At 69.5% G+C, this 19,273-nt stretch carries 17 protein-coding genes; 13 read left to right on the top strand and 4 right to left on the bottom strand.

Features of this window, described 5'->3' with window-relative positions; all coding sequences use genetic code 11:
* The first annotated feature begins 39 nt into the window (after positions 1–39).
* The 3 genes from AC6H42_RS13805 (at position 40) to AC6H42_RS13795 (ending at position 4,378) form a co-directional block, all read left to right on the top strand.
* Positions 40–2,304, top strand: a complete 2,265-nt coding sequence (locus tag AC6H42_RS13805; RefSeq protein ID WP_057156907.1) for a two-component system response regulator — start codon at positions 40–42, stop codon at positions 2,302–2,304.
* 8 nt (positions 2,305–2,312) lie between these two features.
* Entirely contained in the window at positions 2,313–4,079 is a 1,767-nt protein-coding gene (locus tag AC6H42_RS13800; RefSeq protein ID WP_057156908.1) for a DUF885 domain-containing protein, read from the top strand.
* Between the two features lie 71 nt (positions 4,080–4,150).
* Complete coding sequence (locus AC6H42_RS13795) at positions 4,151–4,378, top strand: hypothetical protein (protein WP_057156909.1); 228 nt, start codon at positions 4,151–4,153, stop codon at positions 4,376–4,378.
* On the opposite strand, the gene AC6H42_RS13790 is transcribed toward AC6H42_RS13795, so the two are convergent.
* From AC6H42_RS13790 to AC6H42_RS13780, 3 genes are all read right to left on the bottom strand, one after another.
* A complete protein-coding gene (locus tag AC6H42_RS13790; RefSeq protein WP_057156910.1) occupies positions 4,375–5,547 on the bottom strand; it encodes a hypothetical protein in 1,173 nt (390 codons plus the stop codon). The two genes, AC6H42_RS13795 and AC6H42_RS13790, sit on opposite strands and share 4 nt — an antisense overlap.
* Before the next feature lie 94 nt (positions 5,548–5,641).
* On the bottom strand, positions 5,642–7,273 hold the full coding sequence (locus tag AC6H42_RS13785) for a hypothetical protein (protein ID WP_497548286.1): 1,632 nt from the start codon (positions 7,271–7,273) through the stop codon (positions 5,642–5,644).
* Between the two features lie 63 nt (positions 7,274–7,336).
* Positions 7,337–8,773, bottom strand: a complete 1,437-nt coding sequence (locus AC6H42_RS13780; protein ID WP_057156912.1) for a cation:proton antiporter — start codon at positions 8,771–8,773, stop codon at positions 7,337–7,339.
* Positions 8,774–8,990: 217 nt separating this feature from the next.
* Here AC6H42_RS13780 and AC6H42_RS13775 point away from each other — a divergent pair, with 217 nt between their 5' ends.
* The 8 genes from AC6H42_RS13775 to AC6H42_RS13740 all read left to right on the top strand — a co-directional run bounded on the left by AC6H42_RS13775 (position 8,991) and on the right by AC6H42_RS13740 (position 14,922).
* Complete coding sequence (locus tag AC6H42_RS13775) at positions 8,991–9,950, top strand: urease accessory protein UreD (RefSeq protein ID WP_497548285.1); 960 nt, start codon at positions 8,991–8,993, stop codon at positions 9,948–9,950.
* Positions 9,951–9,959: 9 nt separating this feature from the next.
* A complete protein-coding gene (locus tag AC6H42_RS13770) occupies positions 9,960–10,262 on the top strand; it encodes an urease subunit gamma (protein ID WP_057156913.1) in 303 nt (100 codons plus the stop codon).
* 10 nt (positions 10,263–10,272) lie between these two features.
* On the top strand, positions 10,273–10,599 hold the full coding sequence (locus tag AC6H42_RS13765) for an urease subunit beta (RefSeq protein WP_057156914.1): 327 nt from the start codon (positions 10,273–10,275) through the stop codon (positions 10,597–10,599).
* A gap of 3 nt (positions 10,600–10,602) precedes the next feature.
* Positions 10,603–12,303: an urease subunit alpha gene (gene ureC, locus AC6H42_RS13760; RefSeq protein ID WP_057156915.1), complete on the top strand. Its 1,701-nt coding sequence runs from the start codon at positions 10,603–10,605 to the stop codon at positions 12,301–12,303.
* A 10-nt stretch (positions 12,304–12,313) separates the two neighbouring features.
* On the top strand, positions 12,314–12,853 hold the full coding sequence (gene ureE, locus AC6H42_RS13755) for an urease accessory protein UreE (RefSeq protein ID WP_497548284.1): 540 nt from the start codon (positions 12,314–12,316) through the stop codon (positions 12,851–12,853).
* Between the two features lie 106 nt (positions 12,854–12,959).
* On the top strand, positions 12,960–13,640 hold the full coding sequence (locus tag AC6H42_RS13750) for an urease accessory protein UreF (protein WP_057157308.1): 681 nt from the start codon (positions 12,960–12,962) through the stop codon (positions 13,638–13,640).
* Positions 13,641–13,654: 14 nt separating this feature from the next.
* Positions 13,655–14,287, top strand: a complete 633-nt coding sequence (gene ureG, locus AC6H42_RS13745; RefSeq protein WP_057156917.1) for an urease accessory protein UreG — start codon at positions 13,655–13,657, stop codon at positions 14,285–14,287.
* Positions 14,284–14,922, top strand: coding sequence for a HupE/UreJ family protein (locus AC6H42_RS13740; protein WP_497548283.1), 639 nt, complete (start codon positions 14,284–14,286; stop codon positions 14,920–14,922). The genes ureG and AC6H42_RS13740 overlap by 4 nt, the downstream gene beginning before the upstream one ends.
* Here the strand turns inward: AC6H42_RS13740 and AC6H42_RS13735 are convergent.
* Complete coding sequence (locus AC6H42_RS13735; RefSeq protein ID WP_057156918.1) at positions 14,919–15,530, bottom strand: 1-acyl-sn-glycerol-3-phosphate acyltransferase; 612 nt, start codon at positions 15,528–15,530, stop codon at positions 14,919–14,921. The two genes, AC6H42_RS13740 and AC6H42_RS13735, sit on opposite strands and share 4 nt — an antisense overlap.
* 186 nt (positions 15,531–15,716) lie before the next feature.
* Between AC6H42_RS13735 and AC6H42_RS13730 the strand changes: the two genes are divergently transcribed.
* Together AC6H42_RS13730 and AC6H42_RS13725 are read left to right on the top strand one after the other, a co-directional pair.
* Positions 15,717–17,159 (top strand): sigma-54 dependent transcriptional regulator, encoded by a 1,443-nt coding sequence (locus tag AC6H42_RS13730; RefSeq protein WP_497548282.1) that lies wholly within the window; start codon positions 15,717–15,719, stop codon positions 17,157–17,159.
* 294 nt (positions 17,160–17,453) lie between these two features.
* Complete coding sequence (locus AC6H42_RS13725) at positions 17,454–19,160, top strand: hypothetical protein (RefSeq protein ID WP_497548281.1); 1,707 nt, start codon at positions 17,454–17,456, stop codon at positions 19,158–19,160.
* Positions 19,161–19,273 lie beyond the last annotated feature (113 nt).

The raw sequence follows: 19,273 nt of genomic DNA, 5'->3' as shown, positions 1-19,273 counted from the left end.
GGTGGCGAGGGATTCTGGATCAGGAGAGGACGCAAGGCGATGCATCGGGATTTGTCGGAACAAGGCAGCAAGGGCGAAGTGTTGATCGTGGAGGACACGCCGGCTTCGCTCAAGCTGCTCAGCGACCTGTTGACGGAGGCCGGCTACTACGTGCGCCAGGCGCCCAACGGCGAGCTGGCGCTGTGGACGGTGCAGTCGCGCCCGCCGGAGCTGATCCTGCTCGACGTGCGCATGCCCGGCATCGACGGCTTCGAGGTGTGCCGCCGCCTGAAATCCTCGCCGGCCACGGCCCATGTGCCGGTGATTTTCCTGTCCGCCCAGCACGACACGGACGACAAGGTGCGCGGCTTTGCGCTGGGCGGCGCCGACTTCATCGCCAAGCCGTTCCAGGCCGAGGAAATCCTGGCCCGCACCGATGCCCAGGTGCGCCTGGGGCGCGCGCAGCTGGCGCTGGCCGCCGAACGCGCCCACCTGGAGCTGCGCGTGCATGAGCGTACCGCCGAGCTGGCCGAGCTGGCCGCCTCGCTGGAGCGCGAGGTGGAGCGCCGCCGCGCCAACGAGGACACGCTGCGCCTGGCCGCGCGCGTGTTCGCCGCCACCCAGGACGCCATCGTCATCGCCGACGCCGGCGGCACCATCGTGGCCACCAATCCGGCCTTCACCGACATTTCAGGCTACGACAGCAGCGAGATGGTGGGGCGCCATGTCAGCACCCTGCAGACCGTGCAGCACAACACCAGTGCCTACCACGCCATGATGGCGGCGCTGGCCGGCCATGGCCACTGGTCGGGCGAGATGCTGGCGCGGCGCAAGAACGGCGCCACCTTCCCCGGCCTGCTGAGCGTGTCCACCGTGGCCGGCGCCAATGGCGAGGTGGAGAACTACATCGTCGTGTTCATGGACATCACCGAGCGCAAGGCCGAGCAGCACATGATCGACTTCCTGTCCTACCACGACGCGCTGACCGGCCTGCCCAACCGGCTGCTGGCGCGCCAGTGCTTCGACGAGGCGCAAGCGGCCGCGCAGCGCAACGGCCAGTGCGTGGGCGTGATGTGCCTGGACCTGGACCGCTTCAAGAGCGTGAACGATTCCTACGGCGCGCCGGTCGGCGACCAGGCCTTGCAAGCGGTGGCGCGCCTGTTGCGCAGCTGCGTGCCGGACGGGGCCACCGTGTCGCGCCAGGGCGGCGACGAGTTCCAGATCATCGTGCCGGACGACGCCCAGCTGGGCGCCACCGTGGCTGCCGCGCAAGCCATCCTGGCCGGGCTGCGCGACGGCTTGCCGCTGGCCATGGCGGCAGCCGAGGGGGCGGCGCAAGCTGCCCAGCCATCGCCCCAGTTGTCCACCCAGCACCTGGGACTGACCACCAGCATCGGCATTGCCGTGTGCCCGGCCGACGGCAGCACTTTCGACGAGCTGCTGCGCAATGCCGACACCGCGCTGTACCGCGCCAAGGAGGTCGGCCGCGACAACTATGCCTTCTTCACCGAGCGCATGGACGCCGACATCCGCGCCAAGCTGGCCATCCAGGCGCAGCTGCGCGGCGCCATTGCGCGCGGCGAGTTCGAGGTGCACTACCAGCCGCAGATGTGCTTGCGCACCGGGACCATGCTGGGCGCGGAGGCGCTGCTGCGCTGGCACAACCCGGTGCTGGGCCAGGTGCCGCCCAACCGCTTCATCCCGCTGGCCGAGGAGTACGGCCTGATTTCCGCCATCGGTGTCTGGGTGCTGGACACCGTGTGCGCGCAGATCGCGGCCTGGCAGGCGCAGGGCCTGGGCACGCTGAAGGTGGCGGTCAACCTGGCCGGCAGCCAGTTCGCGCACGACAGCACGGTGGCCAGCGTGGAGCAGGCGCTGCGCCGCCACGGCGTGCCGCCGGCCTCGCTGGGGCTGGAGATCACCGAAGGCACGGTGATGGGCGATCCGGACAAGGCGGTGGCCGCGCTGGGCCGATTGAAGGATATCGGCGTGGCCATTTCGCTGGACGATTTCGGTACCGGCTACTCCTCGCTGGCCTACCTGAAACGCTTCCCGATCGACGTGCTGAAGATCGACAAATCCTTCGTCGACGACGTGACCACCAAGGCCAGCGACGCGGCCATCGCGCTGTCGGTGATCTCGCTGGCGCACAACCTGAACATGCGCGTGATCGCCGAGGGCGTGGAAACGCGCGAACAGGTCGAGTTCCTGGCGGCGCACGGCTGCGACGAAATGCAGGGCTACTACTTCAGCCGGCCGCTGGCGGCCGGCGCCTACACCGCGCTGCTGCGTGAAAAGCGCTTGCTCAACCTGTTACCGGAATAAGGAAGTCCATGAAGAGAACCGCTGCCTCCCTGGCCGCCGGCGTGCTGTTGGCGCTGGGCGCTGCCACCGTTCCCGCGCTGCCCGCCCATGCCGCCGGCGAAAGCGCCGCCTTCAAGGCGCTCTACACCGAGGAGTGGCAATGGCGCATGGCCCAGCGCCTGGAGGACGAGGAGGACGACGTCAACGGCATCCGGCCCGACCTGCCGCGCATCGACGCCGCCACCCAGCAGGCGCGCCTGGCTTACTGGCAGCGCGTGCTGGCCAGGCTGGACGCGATCCCGGTGGCCGCGCTGGAGCCGGCGCAGCGCATCGATTACGCGGTGTACCGCGCGCAGATCGCTGCGCTGATCGAGAACCAGCGCTTCCGCGAATACGAAAAGCCGCTCAACTCCGATTCGGCCTTCTGGTCCAACATCGCCGGCGAGGCCGACAAGAGTTTCCGCAGCGAGGCCGAATACGCGGCCTACGTGCGGCAGCTGAACGACATGCCGCGCTACTTCGCCGAAGCCACCGCCAATATGCGCGCGGGCCTGCAGCGCGGCTTCACGCCGCCGCGCGTGACGCTGCTGGGACGCGACAAATCGGTGGCCGCCGTGGCCGAGGAAAAGACGCTGGAGAAACTGGCCTTCTACCGGCCGTTCAAGGACATGCCGGCCGCCATCCCGGCCGCGCGCCAGGCCGAGCTGCGCGCCGCCGCGCTCAAGGCGCTGCGCGAGTCGGTGGTGCCGGCCCACCAGCGCTTGCTGGCCTTCCTGCGCACCGAGTACCTGCCGGGCGCGGCCGAGGCGCTGGCGGCCGAGCGCCTGCCCGACGGCAAAGCGTATTACCAGTCCAAGATCAGCGAGTACACCACCACATCGCTGAGCGCCGAGCAGATCCACCAGACCGGCCTGGCCGAAATGGCCAAGATCCGCGCCGAGATGCTGGAGGTGATCAAGCAGGTCGGTTTCCAGGGCGGCTTGCCGGAATTCCTGCAGTTCCTGCGCACCGACCCGCGCTTTTACGCGCGCACCCCGGAGGAGCTGCTGATGCGCGCGGCCTACGTGGCCAAGCGCTTCGACGCCAAGGTGGGCGACTACTTCGGCTACCTGCCGCGCAGCCGCTTCGCCATCATTCCGGTGGCGCCGGACATTGCGCCGTACTATACCTCCGGCCGCGGCGGCCCCGGCGTCTACATGGTCAACACCTACAACCTGCCGGCGCGCCCCCTGTACAGCCTGCCGGCGCTGACGCTGCACGAGTCGGCCCCGGGCCACGCGTTCCAGATGCCGATCGCGCTGGAACAGAAAGGCCGTCCGGCCTTCCGCAACGCCTACATCTCGGCCTACGGCGAGGGATGGGCGCTGTACACCGAACGGCTGGGCGTGGAAATGGGCATCTACGAGACGCCGTACGAAATTTTCGGCATGCTGAGCTACCAGGCCTGGCGCGCGTCGCGCCTGGTGGTCGATACCGGCGTGCACGCCAAGGGCTGGACCCGCGCGCAGGCCCAGGCCTACCTGCGCGAGAACACGGCGCTGTCCGAGCACGAAGTCACCACCGAGGTGGACCGCTATATTTCCTGGCCTGGCCAGGCGCTGTCCTACTACCTGGGACAGATGGCGGTGCAGCAGGCGCGCAAGAAGGCGGAAGCGGCGCTGGGGCCGAAATTCGACATCCGCGCCTTCCACGACACGGTGCTCAACCTGGGTTCGGTGCCGCTGCCGGTGCTGCATGCGCGCATCGATACTTTCATCGCGGAAGGCGGCAAGAGCCCGTATCCCAAGGACGAGTGAGCGCGCTACGGTTTGCTTTGCGGCCGCGCGCGGGGCGGACTACACTGTAGGGACGACTGAAAGGACTCCCCATGGCAAGCAAAATCACGCACCGCGGCGTTGCCATTGTCACCTTGGACGATGGCGAAGCCGTGCTGGAACATTGCAAACCGAACTGCATTGCCATCCGGCATGACGACGCGGGCTGGTGGACCTGCTTTGTCGGCCCGGACGGCGAGGTGGATGACTACGACCAGCCTTTCCCCAGCCGCGACCAGGCGGTGTGGGCCGCCAAAGCGGCCGCCGAGTACGGCATTTAGCTGGATTCGCGGCGTGCTGGGGGCGTCTCGGGCGCCTGCTGCAAGTGCCCGGGCTGGACGATTCGCCCGGCCTGCCTGACCGCCACCGGCTGCGCCACGGGCTCGGCTTCCAGTGCCTTGCCTATCAGAATCGTAAAGCCCACATACATCAGGCTCAGGTTGCGCAACTCGCCCACGGCGGCGAAGGCGGCGAACAGCGGCAGGTTGATGGCTGCCGCCAGCAGGATATGCTGGCGCGCTTGCTTGGGACTGGCGCGCCAGCCGCGCGTGACCACGGCGGCAATCAGCACCAGCGTCAGTACAAAAGCCTGGCGCGGCCCCATGATGCCGTACGTTAGCTCCATCTGGCTATAGGTTTGCGGCGACAGGTAGGCCACCAGGTTGTCGGCCAGATGCAGCTCGACCGGGGTTCCGCCCGCCGCGGCGAACTGCAGCTTGGCGGCCACGTTCACCAGTCCGGACACCAGCACCGCCGCCGCCGTGGCGGCGACGGCTTTGGTCTTCGGATACGCGGCCAGCAGCAGCGGCAGCAGCGTGATGATATAGAAGAAGAACGATTCCTTGTTCAGCGTGGCCGGGATCAGCATGGCGAAGAACCACGCGATGCGGCGGCGCGACACCAGCAGGTAGGCCAGGCAGAAGAACAGCAGTTCGGCGGTGTCGTAGAAATAGCCGCCCAGCGTTTGCATGTAAGGGAAGGCCAGCGACAGCACGGTCGGCGCGAAGATGGCCGCCAGCCGGCCCGTGCCGGCGTCCAGCGCGATGCGGTGCAGCAGGAACAGGCTGCCCAGCAGCGACAGGAACGACAGGTAGTACACCACCACGTAGCGGAAACCGTAGGCCGGCCGTGCCGCGCCGTAGGTCTTGACGTAGACCTTGCTGGGATTGAGCTTGTCGGCCACGCGGGCTTTGATGTGCTCGGGCACTGCCCGGTCGGCGGCGTTGGCGATCAGCGGCAGCAGCTGGCGGTAAACGAAGGGACGGTCGGCGGTGGCCTCCAGCATGGCTTCGAGCGAGAAGCGCGGGGTGTTGTCGCGCAGGCCCCATTTGCCGATATAGCCGGAAAAGCTGGCCGCCGCCACCATCCAGAAGAAGGCGAAGTGCAGCAGCAGCGATAGCCAGTTGGACCAGGCCGCTCTGTGCCAGGCTTGATGCAGGAAGGAAATCATCGGTACTCCGGGACGAGGGGAGTGACCAATATTTCACGCCGTTAGCTGGCGGGACTACGAATGCGTCAATAGTGCTGCAGATTTTTGTTGCGCTTTACCCAGCCCGCAGCGCGTTCAGCACCTTGTCGATGTCGGCGCGGTGGAACTGTTGCCGCATGCGGTAGGGGTGCTGGCACGGCACCGCCAGCGTGCCGCCGTCCTGCAGGCCGAGCAGCACCTGGCGGCGCGCGGTGCAGGCCGCCGCCATCGCCTGGCCGGTGCCGGGATGGCCGAACACGGGCAGCCCTTCGATGGTGGTCGCATGGGCTTCCTGCAGGAAGATCTTGCAGGCTTTCATGCCGTCCAGGATGACGCCGTGCGGCGTTTCGGTGGTGCCGCTGCGGCCGCCGCAATCGTCCTGCATCAGCTTGACGACAGCGCGCAGCACCATGGCGTCGCGCATGGCTTGCGTGGGCGGCTGCGGCGTGGCCAGGGCAGTGCGGTCCAGCATGGAGTCCCATTGTTGTTCCATGGAGCCGTCCGCGCCCAGCAGCTTGGGGAGCCAGCGCGGCTGGCAGGCCGGGGTTGCGGCCGGACCTGCGCCGCATTCCATGGCGTGGGCAAAATCGGGCCGGGCCCCTTGCCGGAGGCTGCGGTAGAAGCCATTGATGCGCGCCATGGCGCTGCCCTGGCCCTGGCGCGCAGCGAGCGCGTAGACGTACGCGGGCAGGCCGCACTTGTACTCCAGCCGGTTGCCGCCGACCTGGCGCGGCGTGAGTGCGCGCCAGCTTTTCGGTTCGCTGTACAGGATGCAAGTGGCCAACGCGTCGTCCAGTTCTTCGGCGGCCTGCGCCGGCGTCAGCCAGCCGTTGTGGATCGAGGCCATCCAGCGCAGGAATTCACCGCCGCCTTCGTGGATCAGGCGCGCGTCGGGATAGTCGTCGACGGCGTCGCGCAGCTGGAAGCGGTGGCTGAATTCGTGCGCCACCAGCAGCGTGGCCTTGGCCTGGTCGGCGGCGGAAGGGGCGCGCGGCCAGTTGTACAGCGCCAGGCGCAGCACGTCGCTGGCGTCGCCGCCTATATACACACCGCCCGGGGCCGCCACGTAGGCGGCGGCGACGATGGGGCGCTGGAAGACGGCGTCCGGCAGCGCCTTGCGCAGGTAGCCCACCGTGCCGGCGGCCACCATGCCGATGTGGGCCACGGTGGCCGCCGGCAGGCGCGGATCGAAGTAGCTTGGCGTTTCGGCGCCTGGCTGCGCCAGCGGGGCGGCCAGCAGCAGGGCGGCGGTGTCGGCGCCGGACTGCGCCTCGGCGGCGTGCTCGTAGCTGCGGCCGTTGACGGCGATGCCGGGCGCGGCGAAGCGGTAGTTCACCTTGCCGCAGCCGTCGCCCACGGCGTAGTTCGACAGGTGCGCGTACAAGCCCTGGCCCATCGGGAAGGCGGCCGGGTAGCCGGCCTGGCGGGTGGCGGCGGGCACGCGGAAGCGCAGGGTGGAGCAGGCGGCGTCCTGGCGGGCGAGCTCGCCGGCGCCGGCCGTGCCGCAGCCGTCCAGCGCCTGCCAGGCTTCGCGCGTGGCGCGTCCGGCGTCGCCATGCTTGGCGAAGGGGAGTGCGCGGCATGCGGCGGGCAGCGTGTAGCTCACTTCCAGCGCCTCAGGCGACAGCAGTTTCAGCTGGACATCGACTTCGGCTGCGGCGGATGCTTGCAGCAGTAGCAGTAATAAAGCAATGCCCGGTGGGCGCATGCGGATTCGCCTGAAAGATGAAAGGGCGGATAATATCATATAGGCAACTCCGGCAGGGCCGGCCTAGTCGCTCCAGAAACGGTCGAACAGGGGCTTGACGCTGATGCCGTGCACCGCGATGGACAGCATGATGACCACCAGCGTGATGTCGATTAGCTCCCGCGCCAGTGCCTGGGGCAGGCCGTGGTTGATCGCGTACATCAGGTAGTACACGGAGCCGATGCCGCGCACGCCGAACCAGGCGCTGATGCCGCGCACCCGGCCGCGTACGGTGGAGCGCACCAGGCCCAGGTAGACGCTCAGCGGCCGCGCCACCGCAAACAGGAACAGCGCCGTGCTCCAGGCGCGCCAATCCCATGCCTGCGCCGTGACGGCGCCGCCCAGCAGCAGCACCAGCGTCAGTTCCGACAGCCGCTCCAGGTGCTCCTTGAAGATCAGCGATTCGCCGCTGACGGTGAGCGGCGCTTCGGCCGGCGTTTCCGCCGCTGCCGCTGCGGGACCGGCAGCGGTAGCGGTGGGTGCCGGCGCATGGGACGCGCCGGGCCGTGCTTCGCCCTGGCTGGCGGCCGCCGCCGCGCCCGTTGCTGCCAGCGTGGCGGCGCCCGGTGCTTGCTGCGTGGCCGCGCCTGCCGCCGCCTGGCCCGCGCAGGGCTCCTTGAGCAAGCCATGGCGGTCCTTGCCGGCGCCCGCCAGCACCAGCTCGCGCTGGCGCAGCGCCACGCCGGCGAAGAACACCGCCAGGAAGCCCCAGGCGTGCAGCCACAGGCAGGCGCCGTACACCACCGCAATCAGCCCCAGGCCCACCAGGTCGTCCAGCACGTCGTGCCTGGGATCGGTGTTGCGCAGCGCCCAGCCCAGCTGCGCCAGCGCCGCGCCGCCCGCGATGCCGATCAACACCGCGCCCATCGTGCCCCACAGGACATCCATTGCCAGCCACCGCCAGCCGAAGTCGCCCAGCTCGTGCAGGCCCAGCAAGCCCAGCCCCAGCATCACGAAGGGGAAGGCGCTGCCGTCGTTCATGCCGGCTTCGCTGGTCAGGGCGAAGCGCAGCTGGTCGCGGTCGCCGGCGTGGCGCACCTGCACATCGGTGGCCAGCACCGGGTCGGTCGGCGCCAGGATGGCGCCCAGCAGCACGGCCGCGCCGAGCGGCAGGCCCAGCACCAGCGTGCCGAAGGCCGCCATCAGCCCTACCGAAATACTCATCGACAGCCACGCCAGGCGCAACGACGGCGCCCAGCGCGCCAGCGAGAACGGCACCGGCATTTTCACGCCGGCCGAAAAGAGGGAAATCAGCACCGCCAGTTCGGTCATCACTTCCAGCACGCCGGCCTCGGCATAGGGATCGACCGCGAACACGCCGAAGAAGGCCGGCCCCAGCGCCAGCCCCACGCCCAGATAGACGATAGCCGAGGTGACGGGCAGGCGCGCCAGCGTGGTGGCGGCCAGTCCGCGCGCCAGCATCAGGCAGCCGATCAGGATGAACCAGAGAGTGGTACTCATGCTGGAACAATATACGCTGTGCTTTGCTGCAATGGCGCGGCATTGCTGCGGGACGGGCGGCGGGCGAAGGGGGGCGGACCGGCCTTGCGCCAAGTTGGTGCGTGCGGTCCGAATTGGTGCGCTCCGTCCAGCCAGCGGCGAGGTAAAAGCACGCAAGTGCTGGCATGCTACTTGCGTAATGCATGTCCAGTACATAACGAGACCAGAAATCCGCCGCATGCCCGACACCGCCGCCAGCGCAGACCCGCTGTATAGCGCTACCAGCGCGATGAGCGCCTCCAGCACCGCCCCGGTCGCCCCACCGGCCGGGGCGGACGCTGCGCATCCGCCGTGGCAGGCCAGCCTGTCGCTGCGGTTCGCCGACGACCAGGGCACCACGCGCCTGGTGGAGCGCCGCCACAGCGGCCCGCTGCGCTTGCAGAAGCCGCTGTACCCGGAAGGCGGCGCGGTCTGCCATGCCATCATCGTCCATCCTCCCGGCGGCGTGGTCGGCGGCGACAAGCTCGAACTGGGCGCCACGGTGGGCGAGGGCGCGCACGCCTTCCTGACCACCCCCGGCGCGGCCAAGTGGTACAAGGCCAACGGCAAGGTGTCGCGCCAGACGGTGCGCCTGCACGCGGGCGCCGGCGCCGCCATCGAGTGGCTGCCTCAGGAAACCATTTTCTTTGACGACGCCCGCGTGGAACTGGCGCAGGACATCACGCTGGAGGCGGGGGCCAGCTACATCGGCTGCGAAATCCTGTGCATGGGCCGGCGCGCGTCAGGCGAAACCTTCCGCAGCGGCCGCGTGGCGCAGCGCACCCGCATCCGCCAGGGCGCGCGGCTGCTGTGGTGGGAGCAGGGTGCGCTCACGCCGCACGGCATCGCCAGCCCGCTGGGCATGGACGGGCATAGCGTGTGCGCCACCTTGCTGGCGGTGGGCGCCCCGCTGCCGGCCAGCGTGCTGGCCGCCATCCGCCGCGACGGCGCCGCCGCGACCGGCAGCGGCTCCGCCATGCCCGGCGCCGCCTCCAGCGCAGCCGTATTCGGCGCCACCCAAATGAAAGGCCTGCTGGCCGTGCGCTACCTCGGCGACGACAGCGAGGCCGCCCGTGAAATCATGCTGGCAGCCTGGCGCACCCTGCGGCCGGCACTGCTCGGCCGCGCCCCCTTCGACCCGCGCAGCTGGCGCACCTAGGACAAGAATATGGACCTGACCCCACGCGAAAAAGACAAGCTGCTGATCTTCACTGCCGCCCTGCTGGCCGAGCGCCGCCGCGCGCGCGGCCTGAAACTGAACTATCCGGAAGCGGTGGCGCTGATCAGCGCCGCCATCATGGAAGGCGCGCGCGACGGCCGCAGCGTGGCCGAACTCATGTCCGACGGCGCGCAGATCCTCACGCGCGCCGACGTCATGGAGGGCGTGCCCGAGATGATCCCCGACATCCAGGTCGAAGCGACATTCCCCGACGGCTCCAAGCTCGTCACCGTACACCACCCCATACCTTAAGGAGCACATCATGATCCCTGGTGAATTCATGCTCGAAGAAGGAGAGATCGGCCTCAACCAGGGCCGTGAAACCGTCACCGTCGTCGTCGCCAACCGGGGCGACCGCCCGATCCAGGTCGGCTCGCACTTCCACTTTTTCGAGGTCAACCCCGCGCTGGGGTTCGAGCGCTGGAAAGCCTACGGCATGCGCCTGAACATCGCCGCCGGCACCGCCGTGCGCTTCGAGCCGGGCCAGACCCGCACCATCGAACTGGTGAAGCTGGCCGGCGACCGCGTGGTGCACGGCTTTAACGGCGCCGTCAACGGCAAGCTGGCCGACACTCCGCCGAAAGCGTAAAACATGGCCACCATCCCGCGCGCCGCCTATGCCGAAATGTACGGCCCCACCACCGGGGACCGCATCCGCCTGGCGGACACCGAACTGTTCATCGAGATCGAGCACGACTACGCCATCTACGGCGAGGAAGTGAAATTCGGCGGCGGCAAAGTGATCCGCGACGGCATGGGCCAGTCGCAGCGCCCGCACGCCGAGGTGATGGACACCGTCATCACCAATGCGGTGATCCTGGACCACTGGGGCATCGTCAAGGCCGACATCGGCCTGAAGAACGGCCTGATCGCCGCCATCGGCAAGGCCGGCAATCCCGATATCCAGTCCGGCGTGACCATGGCGATTGGCGCGGCCACCGAGATCATCGCCGGCGAAGGGCTGATCGTCACCGCCGGCGGCATCGACTCGCACATCCACTTCATCTGCCCGCAGCAGATCGAGGAAGCCTTGATGAGCGGCGTGACCACCATGCTGGGCGGCGGCACCGGCCCGGCCGTGGGCACCGCCGCCACCACCTGCACGCCCGGCCCCTGGCATTTGCACGCCATGCTGAGCGCGGCCGACGCTTTCCCCATGAACCTGGGCTTTCTCGGCAAGGGCAATGTCAGCCAGCCCGTACCGCTGGAGGAGCAGATCCGGGCCGGCGCCATCGGCCTGAAGCTGCACGAGGACTGGGGCACCACCCCGGCCGCCATCGACAACTGCCTGTCCGTGGCCGACCGGCTCGACGTGCAGGTGGCCATCCACAGCGACACGCTGAACGAGGGCGGCTTCCTGGAGCACACGCTGGCCGCCTTCAAGGACCGCACCATCCACACCTTCCACACCGAAGGCGCGGGCGGCGGGCATGCGCCGGACATCATCGCGGCGGTGGGGCAGGGCAATGTGCTGCCCTCGTCGACCAATCCGACCCGGCCCTACACGGTCAACACGCTCGACGAGCACCTCGACATGCTGATGGTGTGCCATCACCTCGACCCGGCCATCGCCGAGGACGTGGCCTTTGCCGAATCGCGCATCCGGCGCGAGACCATCGCCGCCGAGGACATCCTGCACGACATCGGCGCCATTTCCATGATGTCGTCGGACTCGCAGGCCATGGGCCGGGTGGGAGAGGTCATCATGCGCACCTGGCAGACCGCACACAAGATGAAGGTACAGCGCGGATCGCTGGCCGAGGACAGCGCGCGGCACGACAATTTCCGCGCCCGGCGCTACATCGCCAAGTACACCATCAACCCCGCCATCACGCACGGCATTTCGCACGTGGTCGGTTCGCTGGAAGTGGGCAAGATCGCCGACATCGTGCTGTGGAAGCCGGCCTTCTTCGGCGTCAAGCCGTCCATGATACTGAAGGGCGGCATGATCGCCGCCGCGCAGATGGGCGACCCGAACGCGTCGATTCCCACGCCGCAGCCGGTGCACTACCGCATGATGTTCGGCGCCTACGGCGGCGGGCTGCGCAAGTCCTTCACCTTTGTGTCGCAGGCCGCGTTCGACGCCGATATCGGCGGCCAGCTGCGGCTGCAGAAGCAGACCATCGCCGTGAAAAACATGCGCACCCTGCGCAAGCGCGACATGATCCACAACGGCGCCACGCCGCACATGGAAGTCGATCCCGAAACCTATGAAGTGCGCGCCGACGGCCAGTTGCTGGTCTGCGAAGCGGCCGCCGTGCTGCCGATGGCGCAGCGCTATTTCCTGTTCTGACGAGGCCCGCATGCTTACCCTCCATACCAAACTGCCCGCCAGCGCCGGCCCCGGCGCGGTGCAACCGTCCGCGCGCCTGGTGCTGCCTTACGAGCTGCGCGAAAAATGCCGCCTGCGCGCGGTGCTCAGCAACGGCGAAGAAGTGGGCGTATTCACCGTGCGCGGCACGGTGCTGCGCGACGGCGACCTGCTGGTGGGCGAAGACCGCAGCAAGGTGGTGCAGGTGGTGGCCGCGCGCGAACCGACCTACAAGGTCACCTGCGCCGACCCCCACACCTTGCTGCGCTGCGCTTTCCACCTTGGCAACCGCCACACGCAGGCGCAGGTGGGCGACGGCTTCCTGCGCATCCGCGCGGACGCGGTGCTGAAAGAGATGCTGGCCGGGCTGGGCGCCACCGTGGTGGCCGAAGACGCCGCATTCGAACCGGAATCGGGTGCCTACGGCGGCGGCCATGGCCACAGCCACGACAGCCACGCCCACGGCGGCCATCCCTTGGCCCCCATTCCGCTGCGCCAAAAAATACACCGTCCCGGGGACAGTGCGGCATGAGCACGCGTCGCGTCGCCGCGGCAGGGCGGGATACGCCGTGCCGGCTAACCCGCCCTGCGGACCTGCGCTGCCTGCGCGTAGCCCGCCAAACCGGTGCCGCTCCATGATGCACGCGTCGGCCTTGCTGCACCTGCTGCAGTTCGCCAGCCCGGCCTTGCCGATCGGCGCCTACAGCTATTCGCAAGGACTGGAAGCGGCGCTCGAGTGCGGCGCCGTGCACAACGCGGACACGGCCCGCGCGTGGATCGCGCGCCAGCTGCACGAGGTGATGGCGCAATGGGAAGCGCCGGTCTGCTGGCGCCTGATGCAGGCATTCCGGCGCCGCGATGCGCAGGCCGTGGCGCAGTGGAGCGAGCGCTTCCTGGCCTCGCGCGACAGCGCCGAATTCCGCGCCGAGACGCTGCAGATGGGCTATTCGCTGGCCCGCCTGACGGCCGAACTGGGCATCGCCGACGCCGCCGTCACCGCCATGCTGCCGCCGGAAACCGAGCTGGCGCTGCCGGTCGCCTACGCCTGCGCGGTGGCCGCGCTCGACATCCCGCACCAGGAAGCCTTGCTGGCCATGCTGTTCGCTTGGACCGAGAACCAGGTGCTGGTGTGCGTCAAGTCGGTCCCGCTCGGGCAGGTGGCGGGGCAGCGCATGCTGCTGTCGCTGCGCCCCGATCTGGAGGCGGCTGCGCTGCATGCGCAGCAGCTGGCCGACGAAGACCTGAGCAACTGGGCGCCCGGCCTGTCGCTGCTGTCGATGCGGCACGAGGTGCAGTACAGCCGTTTATACCGATCTTAAAGAAGGAAAATGACATGAACCCATCCAACCCGCTGCGCGTCGGCATCGGCGGCCCGGTCGGCTCCGGCAAGACCGCGCTGTGCGAAATGCTGTGCAAAGGCATGCGCGACCACTACGACATGGCAGTCATCACCAACGACATCTACACCAAGGAGGACATGGAGATCCTGCTGCGCGCGGACGCCTTGCCGGCCGAGCGCCTGATGGGCGTGGAGACCGGCGGCTGTCCGCACACCGCCATCCGCGAGGATGCCTCCATCAACCTGGAAGCGATCGCCCGCATGCAGGCCGACTTCCCGGACCTGGACCTGATCCTGGTCGAATCGGGCGGCGACAACCTGGCCGCCACCTTCAGCCCCGAGCTGTCCGACCTCACCATCTACGTGATCGACGTGGCTGGCGGCGAGAAGATACCGCGCAAGGGCGGGCCCGGCATCACGCGCTCGGACCTGCTCATCATTAACAAGACCGATCTGGCGCCGCACGTCGGCGCCGACCTGGCCGTCATGGCGCGCGACGCCAAACAGCAGCGCGGCGCAAGGCCGTTCCTGTTTACCAATCTGCGCAGCGGCGAAGGGGTGGCCGCCGTGATCGACTTTATCCGCGAACAAGGCCTGCTGGAACAGGCGCACAAGGAGCAAGCATGAAAGCAAGCCTGAACATGAGCGTCAAGCTGACCCCGCGTAACGCCATACTGGTGCTGTTGACGGCAGGGGCGTGCCTGCCGGCGCTGGCCCATCCGGACGCCGCCGGCATCGCGCACGCCCATGCCGGCGCCGCCGAGCCGCTGCTGGCTGCCGCCCAGGCCAGCTGGATGGACGCCTTCCAGGCTGGTCTCCTGCATCCTTTCACCGGCTTCGACCACCTGCTGGCCATGCTGTCGGTCGGCATCTGGAGCGCGCGCCAGCCGCAGGGCAAGGCGCTGCCGCTGGTGTTCCTGGGGGCGATGCTGCTGGGGGCGCTGAGCGGCGTGGCGGGCGCCACTATCCCGGGACTGGAAGCGGGCATCGCCGCCACCGTGGTGCTGGCCGGGGTGCTGATCGCCATGGCCGCGCGCCTGCCACTGTGGGCCAGCGCCGCGCTGATCGCCGCCTTTGCGGTATTGCACGGCAACGCGCATGGCCACGAGCTGCCGCTGGCGGGCAGCGCCTTTGGCTTCCTGGCCGCGAGCGGCGCGCTGATGCTGGGTGGGCGCTGGTTCGGCCGGGCGGCCGGGCTGGACATGGTGCGCATCACCGGCGCCGGCATTGCCGCCACCGGCATGCTGCTGCTGGCCGCCTAGTTCGGCTTGCGGTCCGACAGCACGATGGGCGCCGCGTTCTCCGGATGCAGGCCCTGGTGGCCTGCGTACACCGCGCGGATGGCGGCCATGTCGGCGTCCTGGTCGCCGCTCAGGAACAAATGGTCCCGGATGCCCAGGGTCTTGTTCGGGTAATCGATGTACACCAGGCACAGCGGCACTTTAGCCGCCAGCGCCAGGTGGTAAAAGCCGCTTTTCCAGCTGGCGCGGTAGCCGCGCGTGGCTTCGGGCGTAATGCCCAGCCAGTACCAGTCGGCGGCGTGCATGCGCTCGGCCTGGCGTTGTATCATGCCGGTCTTGGCGCTGCGGTCGACCGGTTCGCCGCCCATGGCGCGGAACCATGTTCCCAGCAGCGGGATCTTGAACAGCGTGTCCTTGGCCAGCCAGCGGAACGGCAGGTTCAGCGCCCATTTGGTGAAGATGCCGACCATGAAGTCCCAGTTCGAGGTGTGCGGATACACCACGCAAATGCCGCGCGGACCGGGCAGCGGCCGGTACAGCACGCGCCAGCCGAACAGCGTCAACACGCGCAGCGCGACACGCTGGCCCAGCTTGGGCAGGTCTGCCGGTTTCAGTTGATCATTGTTCATATTGGTCTGCTTGCCTGTCGGAAAAAGTGCGCCGACATTCTATCCGGGTGGAAAGGCCGCGGCAAGCGCGGCGCGCCGCCGCACGGCTGCTCAACAGGAAAACAACGCTCAGCAGATTGAGCTCTGATACAGTATGCATTGCTGTTTTGTCACTATTGCCAAGCAGGCCAGCACGGAGACTACGCAATGACAACAAAAATACTGCTTTGCCTTACCCTGGGGACGTCCGCCACGTCCGCCTGGTCCGCTGCTTCGCCGCGCGAGCTGGAGGCCTTGCTGCCGGGATGGGAACTGTGCCAGGCCGCCAATCTGCGCGACGCCAGCCGCCGGCTGCGCGGGCGCCGCTTCAGTGTAGGCCTGTTGCTGCTGGATTTCGAGCCGGACGGGGCCGACCCCGGTCCGTTGCTGGCCGGCATGGACGCCTTCCTGCGCGAACACCACCAGCCGTACTGGATCGCCGTGTGCCACCGCGCGCTGCTGCAGCGCGAGCCGTGCCGCCAGCTGGTGCGCGAACACTGCAGCGATTTCCACACCTGGCCGCTGGATGGCGCCCGCCTGCAGCACACGCTGGGTCACGCGCTCGGCCTGGCTGCGCTGCGGGCCGCACCTTTGCCGGCGCCCGAGCCGGCGCAAGGCGGCCAGGCGCTTGCCGGCGCGGCGGCGGGCGCCTGGTCCGGGCCGTCCGGGCGCAGCCGGCTGATTGGCCACGCCCCCGCCATGCGGCGCCTGCAGGGCCAGATTGCGCGCGTGGCCCCGGCCGATGCGGCCGTGCTGATCTGGGGCGAGAGCGGTACCGGCAAGGAACTGGTGGCGCATGCCATACACGCCCGCTCCGGTGCGGCGGCCGGGCCCTTCGTGGCGGTCAATTGCGCCGCCATTGCACCCAGCCTGGCGCAGTCCGAGCTGTTCGGCTATGTGCGCGGCGCCTTTACCGGCGCGGCGCAAGACCGGCGCGGGCTGCTGGAATCGGCCGACGGCGGCACCATTTTCCTGGACGAGATAGGCGACCTGCCGCTGGAGCTGCAAGCCAATCTGTTGCGCTTCCTGCAAGAAAAGTGCGTGCTGCGCGTGGGCGGCACGCGCAGCGTGCCGGTCAATGCGCGCGTGGTCGCTGCCTCGCACGTTGACCTCGAGGCGGCGGTGGCGCGCGGCGCCTTCCGCCAGGATTTGTACTACCGCCTCAATGTGCTGGCGCTGCGCGTGCCGGCGCTGCGCGACCGCAAAGACGACCTGCCGCTGCTGGCTGAACATTTCTTCGAACAGTACGCCGCCGAGCGCGCGCCACGCATCCGGGGTTACAGCGCGGCGGCCCTGGCGGCCATGCGGCGCTACGACTGGCCCGGCAATGTGCGCGAGCTGATCAACCGCATCCGGCGCGCGCTGATCATGGCAGAAGGCAAGCTGATCCAGCCAGCCGATCTTGGCCTGGACGGCGAGGCCGCGCCGGAGGGCTGCGAGCCGCTGGGAGGGGTGCGCGTTCGTGCCGAGCGGCAAGCCATCGAATTTGGCCTCGGCCTGGGCAAAAGCATGACCCAGGTGGCCGGGGAACTGGGGGTGTCGCGCATGACCTTGTACCGCCTGATGGCCAAGCACGGCATCAGCCACCCGGCGCGCGTGCGCGGCAAATAGCCCGGCCTCCCTCATAGCGTCGCGTCCGCCACAAGCGTGTTACACGCGGGACGCGGGCGCTGCCCAGCCAGATCAGCTTTCTTTGCCTGAAATCTGCGGCTGAGCATGTCACGAAGCTGTGACGGGTCCGCCGCCATAGCTTCCCCTTTCCTCCGGTGTTCCAGAAATTAGCCAGCGTTATCAAGCACTTGGCGCGCCGCGCCGGGCTGGCATCGCGCTTGCAAATCAGCCTCTGACCGGGGCCAGTTCCCGGCGCTCTTTAACGTTGAACTTTTAACCTGGTGAGGCATGGAAATGAAGATAACATTGCTGGCAACAACCATCGCGATGCTCTGCTGCTCAAGCGCATATGCTCAAAGCGACCCTGAAACCAACGCCGACGCCATGGCGCGCGCCCTGTCCGACGCCAAGGCGGCGGCGGACCGCGGCGCCACCGCGACGTCGAATCTGAGCAACGCCTTCAATCGGTCGTCCGCCACGGCGATCAGCCGCCTGAACGGCTCGGTCAGCGGCAACGCGGTCCACCACATTGGCAACACCGCCGGCAACTGGGGCGGCAGCAATGGCGGCAGCGCGCAAGGCGGCTACGGCGGCAATGCGACGGGCGGCTCGAACAGCGGGGCGAACGGCGGCAATGGCGCCACCGCGTTCGGCGGCGCAGGCGGCAGCGGCGCCTCGGCCTTCGGCGGCGCCGGCGGCAACGGCGGTACCGGCGGTACCGCGCAAAATGGCAGCGCCAGTTCCGGCGCGGCCGCCGGCGGCGAAGCCATGGGGGCCAACGGCGGCAACGGCGGCAACGCCAGCAACGCCAACAGCGGCCGGGCCGGTGACGGCGGCATGGGCGGCTACGGCGGCAACGGCGGCGCGGCGGGCGCCAGCAACGGCGGCTATGGCGGCAATGGCGGCGCCGGCGGGCTGGCCTCGGGCGGCGCGGGCGGCGCCACCGGTAACGCCAACGGCGGCGCCGGCGGCAATTCGGGCAGCGCCGGTGGCGCGAACGGCGGCTATGGCGGCGGCACCGGCGCGGCAAGCGGCGGCAACGGCGGCGGCAGCGGCGCGGCAGGCTACGGCGGCGCCGGCGGGGCCAGCGGCTCGGCCTCCAGCGGCAACGCGTCGGCCCAGCAGACCGCCTACGGCGGCAACGGGCAGGGCGGCGCCGCAGCCAGCACGGCCTCGGCCTCGTCCACCGGCCTGCCGGGCGGCGGCGGCATGCCGGGCGTCGGCGGCGGCCAGAGTGCCGACGCCACGTCCGGTGCCGGAACCGGCGGCTCGCCCAGCGCCGGCACCAATGGCGCCACGTCGGGTGCGCCCACCTCGGGCGCGGGCGGCGCGGGCGCGGCCGGCGGCGCGTCCGGTGACGGCGGAGCCGGTGCTGCGGCCAGCAACGCCGGCGGCGCGGCCGGCGACGGCGGCACCAACACCAGCGGCGGCGGCGGCGCGGGCGCCTCCGCCAGCAACACCGGCGGGGCCGGCGCGGCTGCCACCGGCGGCAATGGCGGCGGCGGCGCTGCCGGCGGCAACGGCGCCAGCAGCGGCGGTGCGGGCGGAGCCGGGGCGGCAGGCGGGGCCGGCGGCACCAGCGGCACGGCCAGCAATACGGGCGGCGCCGGGGCAGCTGGCGGCGGCGCCACCGGCGGTGCAGGCAGCAGCGGTGCGGCCACCAACGGCAACGCCTCGGCCGGTGACGGCGGCAGCGGTGGCGCCGGCGGCGGCGGCAATACCGGCGGCGCGGGCGCGGCGGGCGGCGCAGCCAATGGCGGCGCGGGCGGCCAGGGCGGCACGCAGACGGCGGGCAACGCCGCCGGCGGTGCGGGCGAGGGCGGCAGCGGCGGGCAGGGCGGCAGCAACACCGTCAACGCCGGCACCTTCAACATGTCCAACACCATGAGCAGCGTGGGCCAGTCGGCTGCCGGCATCATGACCGTGAGCCAGAACAACGGCTTCTCGTCGCTGATCCAGCAGAGCGTCAACGTGCAGGCCAACCTGGCCGTCGGCAGGTAGCGATGGGCAGCGCTGCCAAGCTGGCGGGGGCCTCCACCCTCGCGCTGGCGCTGGCGGCGCCCGTCCTGTCCCAGGCGGGGCAGGACGGTGCGCCGCAGCTTCGGCCGGCGCCG

This window comes from Massilia sp. NBRC 108631 (assembly GCF_059704565.1).
The sequence above is the reverse complement of the archived record's forward strand: the minus strand, read 5'-3'. Positions and strand labels throughout refer to the sequence as shown.

Bases quoted from the DNA above. Each gene is read 5' to 3' on its own strand.
- AC6H42_RS13805 (WP_057156907.1), top strand. From the start codon at position 40: ATGCATCGGGATTTGTCGGAACAAGGCAGCAAGGGCGAAGTGTTGATC.
- AC6H42_RS13800 (WP_057156908.1), top strand. From the start codon at position 2,313: ATGAAGAGAACCGCTGCCTCCCTGGCCGCCGGCGTGCTGTTGGCGCTG.
- AC6H42_RS13795 (WP_057156909.1), top strand. From the start codon at position 4,151: ATGGCAAGCAAAATCACGCACCGCGGCGTTGCCATTGTCACCTTGGAC.
- AC6H42_RS13790 (WP_057156910.1), bottom strand. From the start codon at position 5,547: ATGATTTCCTTCCTGCATCAAGCCTGGCACAGAGCGGCCTGGTCCAAC.
- AC6H42_RS13785 (WP_497548286.1), bottom strand. From the start codon at position 7,273: ATGCGCCCACCGGGCATTGCTTTATTACTGCTACTGCTGCAAGCATCC.
- AC6H42_RS13780 (WP_057156912.1), bottom strand. From the start codon at position 8,773: ATGAGTACCACTCTCTGGTTCATCCTGATCGGCTGCCTGATGCTGGCG.
- AC6H42_RS13775 (WP_497548285.1), top strand. From the start codon at position 8,991: ATGCCCGACACCGCCGCCAGCGCAGACCCGCTGTATAGCGCTACCAGC.
- AC6H42_RS13770 (WP_057156913.1), top strand. From the start codon at position 9,960: ATGGACCTGACCCCACGCGAAAAAGACAAGCTGCTGATCTTCACTGCC.
- AC6H42_RS13765 (WP_057156914.1), top strand. From the start codon at position 10,273: ATGATCCCTGGTGAATTCATGCTCGAAGAAGGAGAGATCGGCCTCAAC.
- ureC (WP_057156915.1), top strand. From the start codon at position 10,603: ATGGCCACCATCCCGCGCGCCGCCTATGCCGAAATGTACGGCCCCACC.
- ureE (WP_497548284.1), top strand. From the start codon at position 12,314: ATGCTTACCCTCCATACCAAACTGCCCGCCAGCGCCGGCCCCGGCGCG.
- AC6H42_RS13750 (WP_057157308.1), top strand. From the start codon at position 12,960: ATGCACGCGTCGGCCTTGCTGCACCTGCTGCAGTTCGCCAGCCCGGCC.
- ureG (WP_057156917.1), top strand. From the start codon at position 13,655: ATGAACCCATCCAACCCGCTGCGCGTCGGCATCGGCGGCCCGGTCGGC.
- AC6H42_RS13740 (WP_497548283.1), top strand. From the start codon at position 14,284: ATGAAAGCAAGCCTGAACATGAGCGTCAAGCTGACCCCGCGTAACGCC.
- AC6H42_RS13735 (WP_057156918.1), bottom strand. From the start codon at position 15,530: ATGAACAATGATCAACTGAAACCGGCAGACCTGCCCAAGCTGGGCCAG.
- AC6H42_RS13730 (WP_497548282.1), top strand. From the start codon at position 15,717: ATGACAACAAAAATACTGCTTTGCCTTACCCTGGGGACGTCCGCCACG.
- AC6H42_RS13725 (WP_497548281.1), top strand. From the start codon at position 17,454: ATGAAGATAACATTGCTGGCAACAACCATCGCGATGCTCTGCTGCTCA.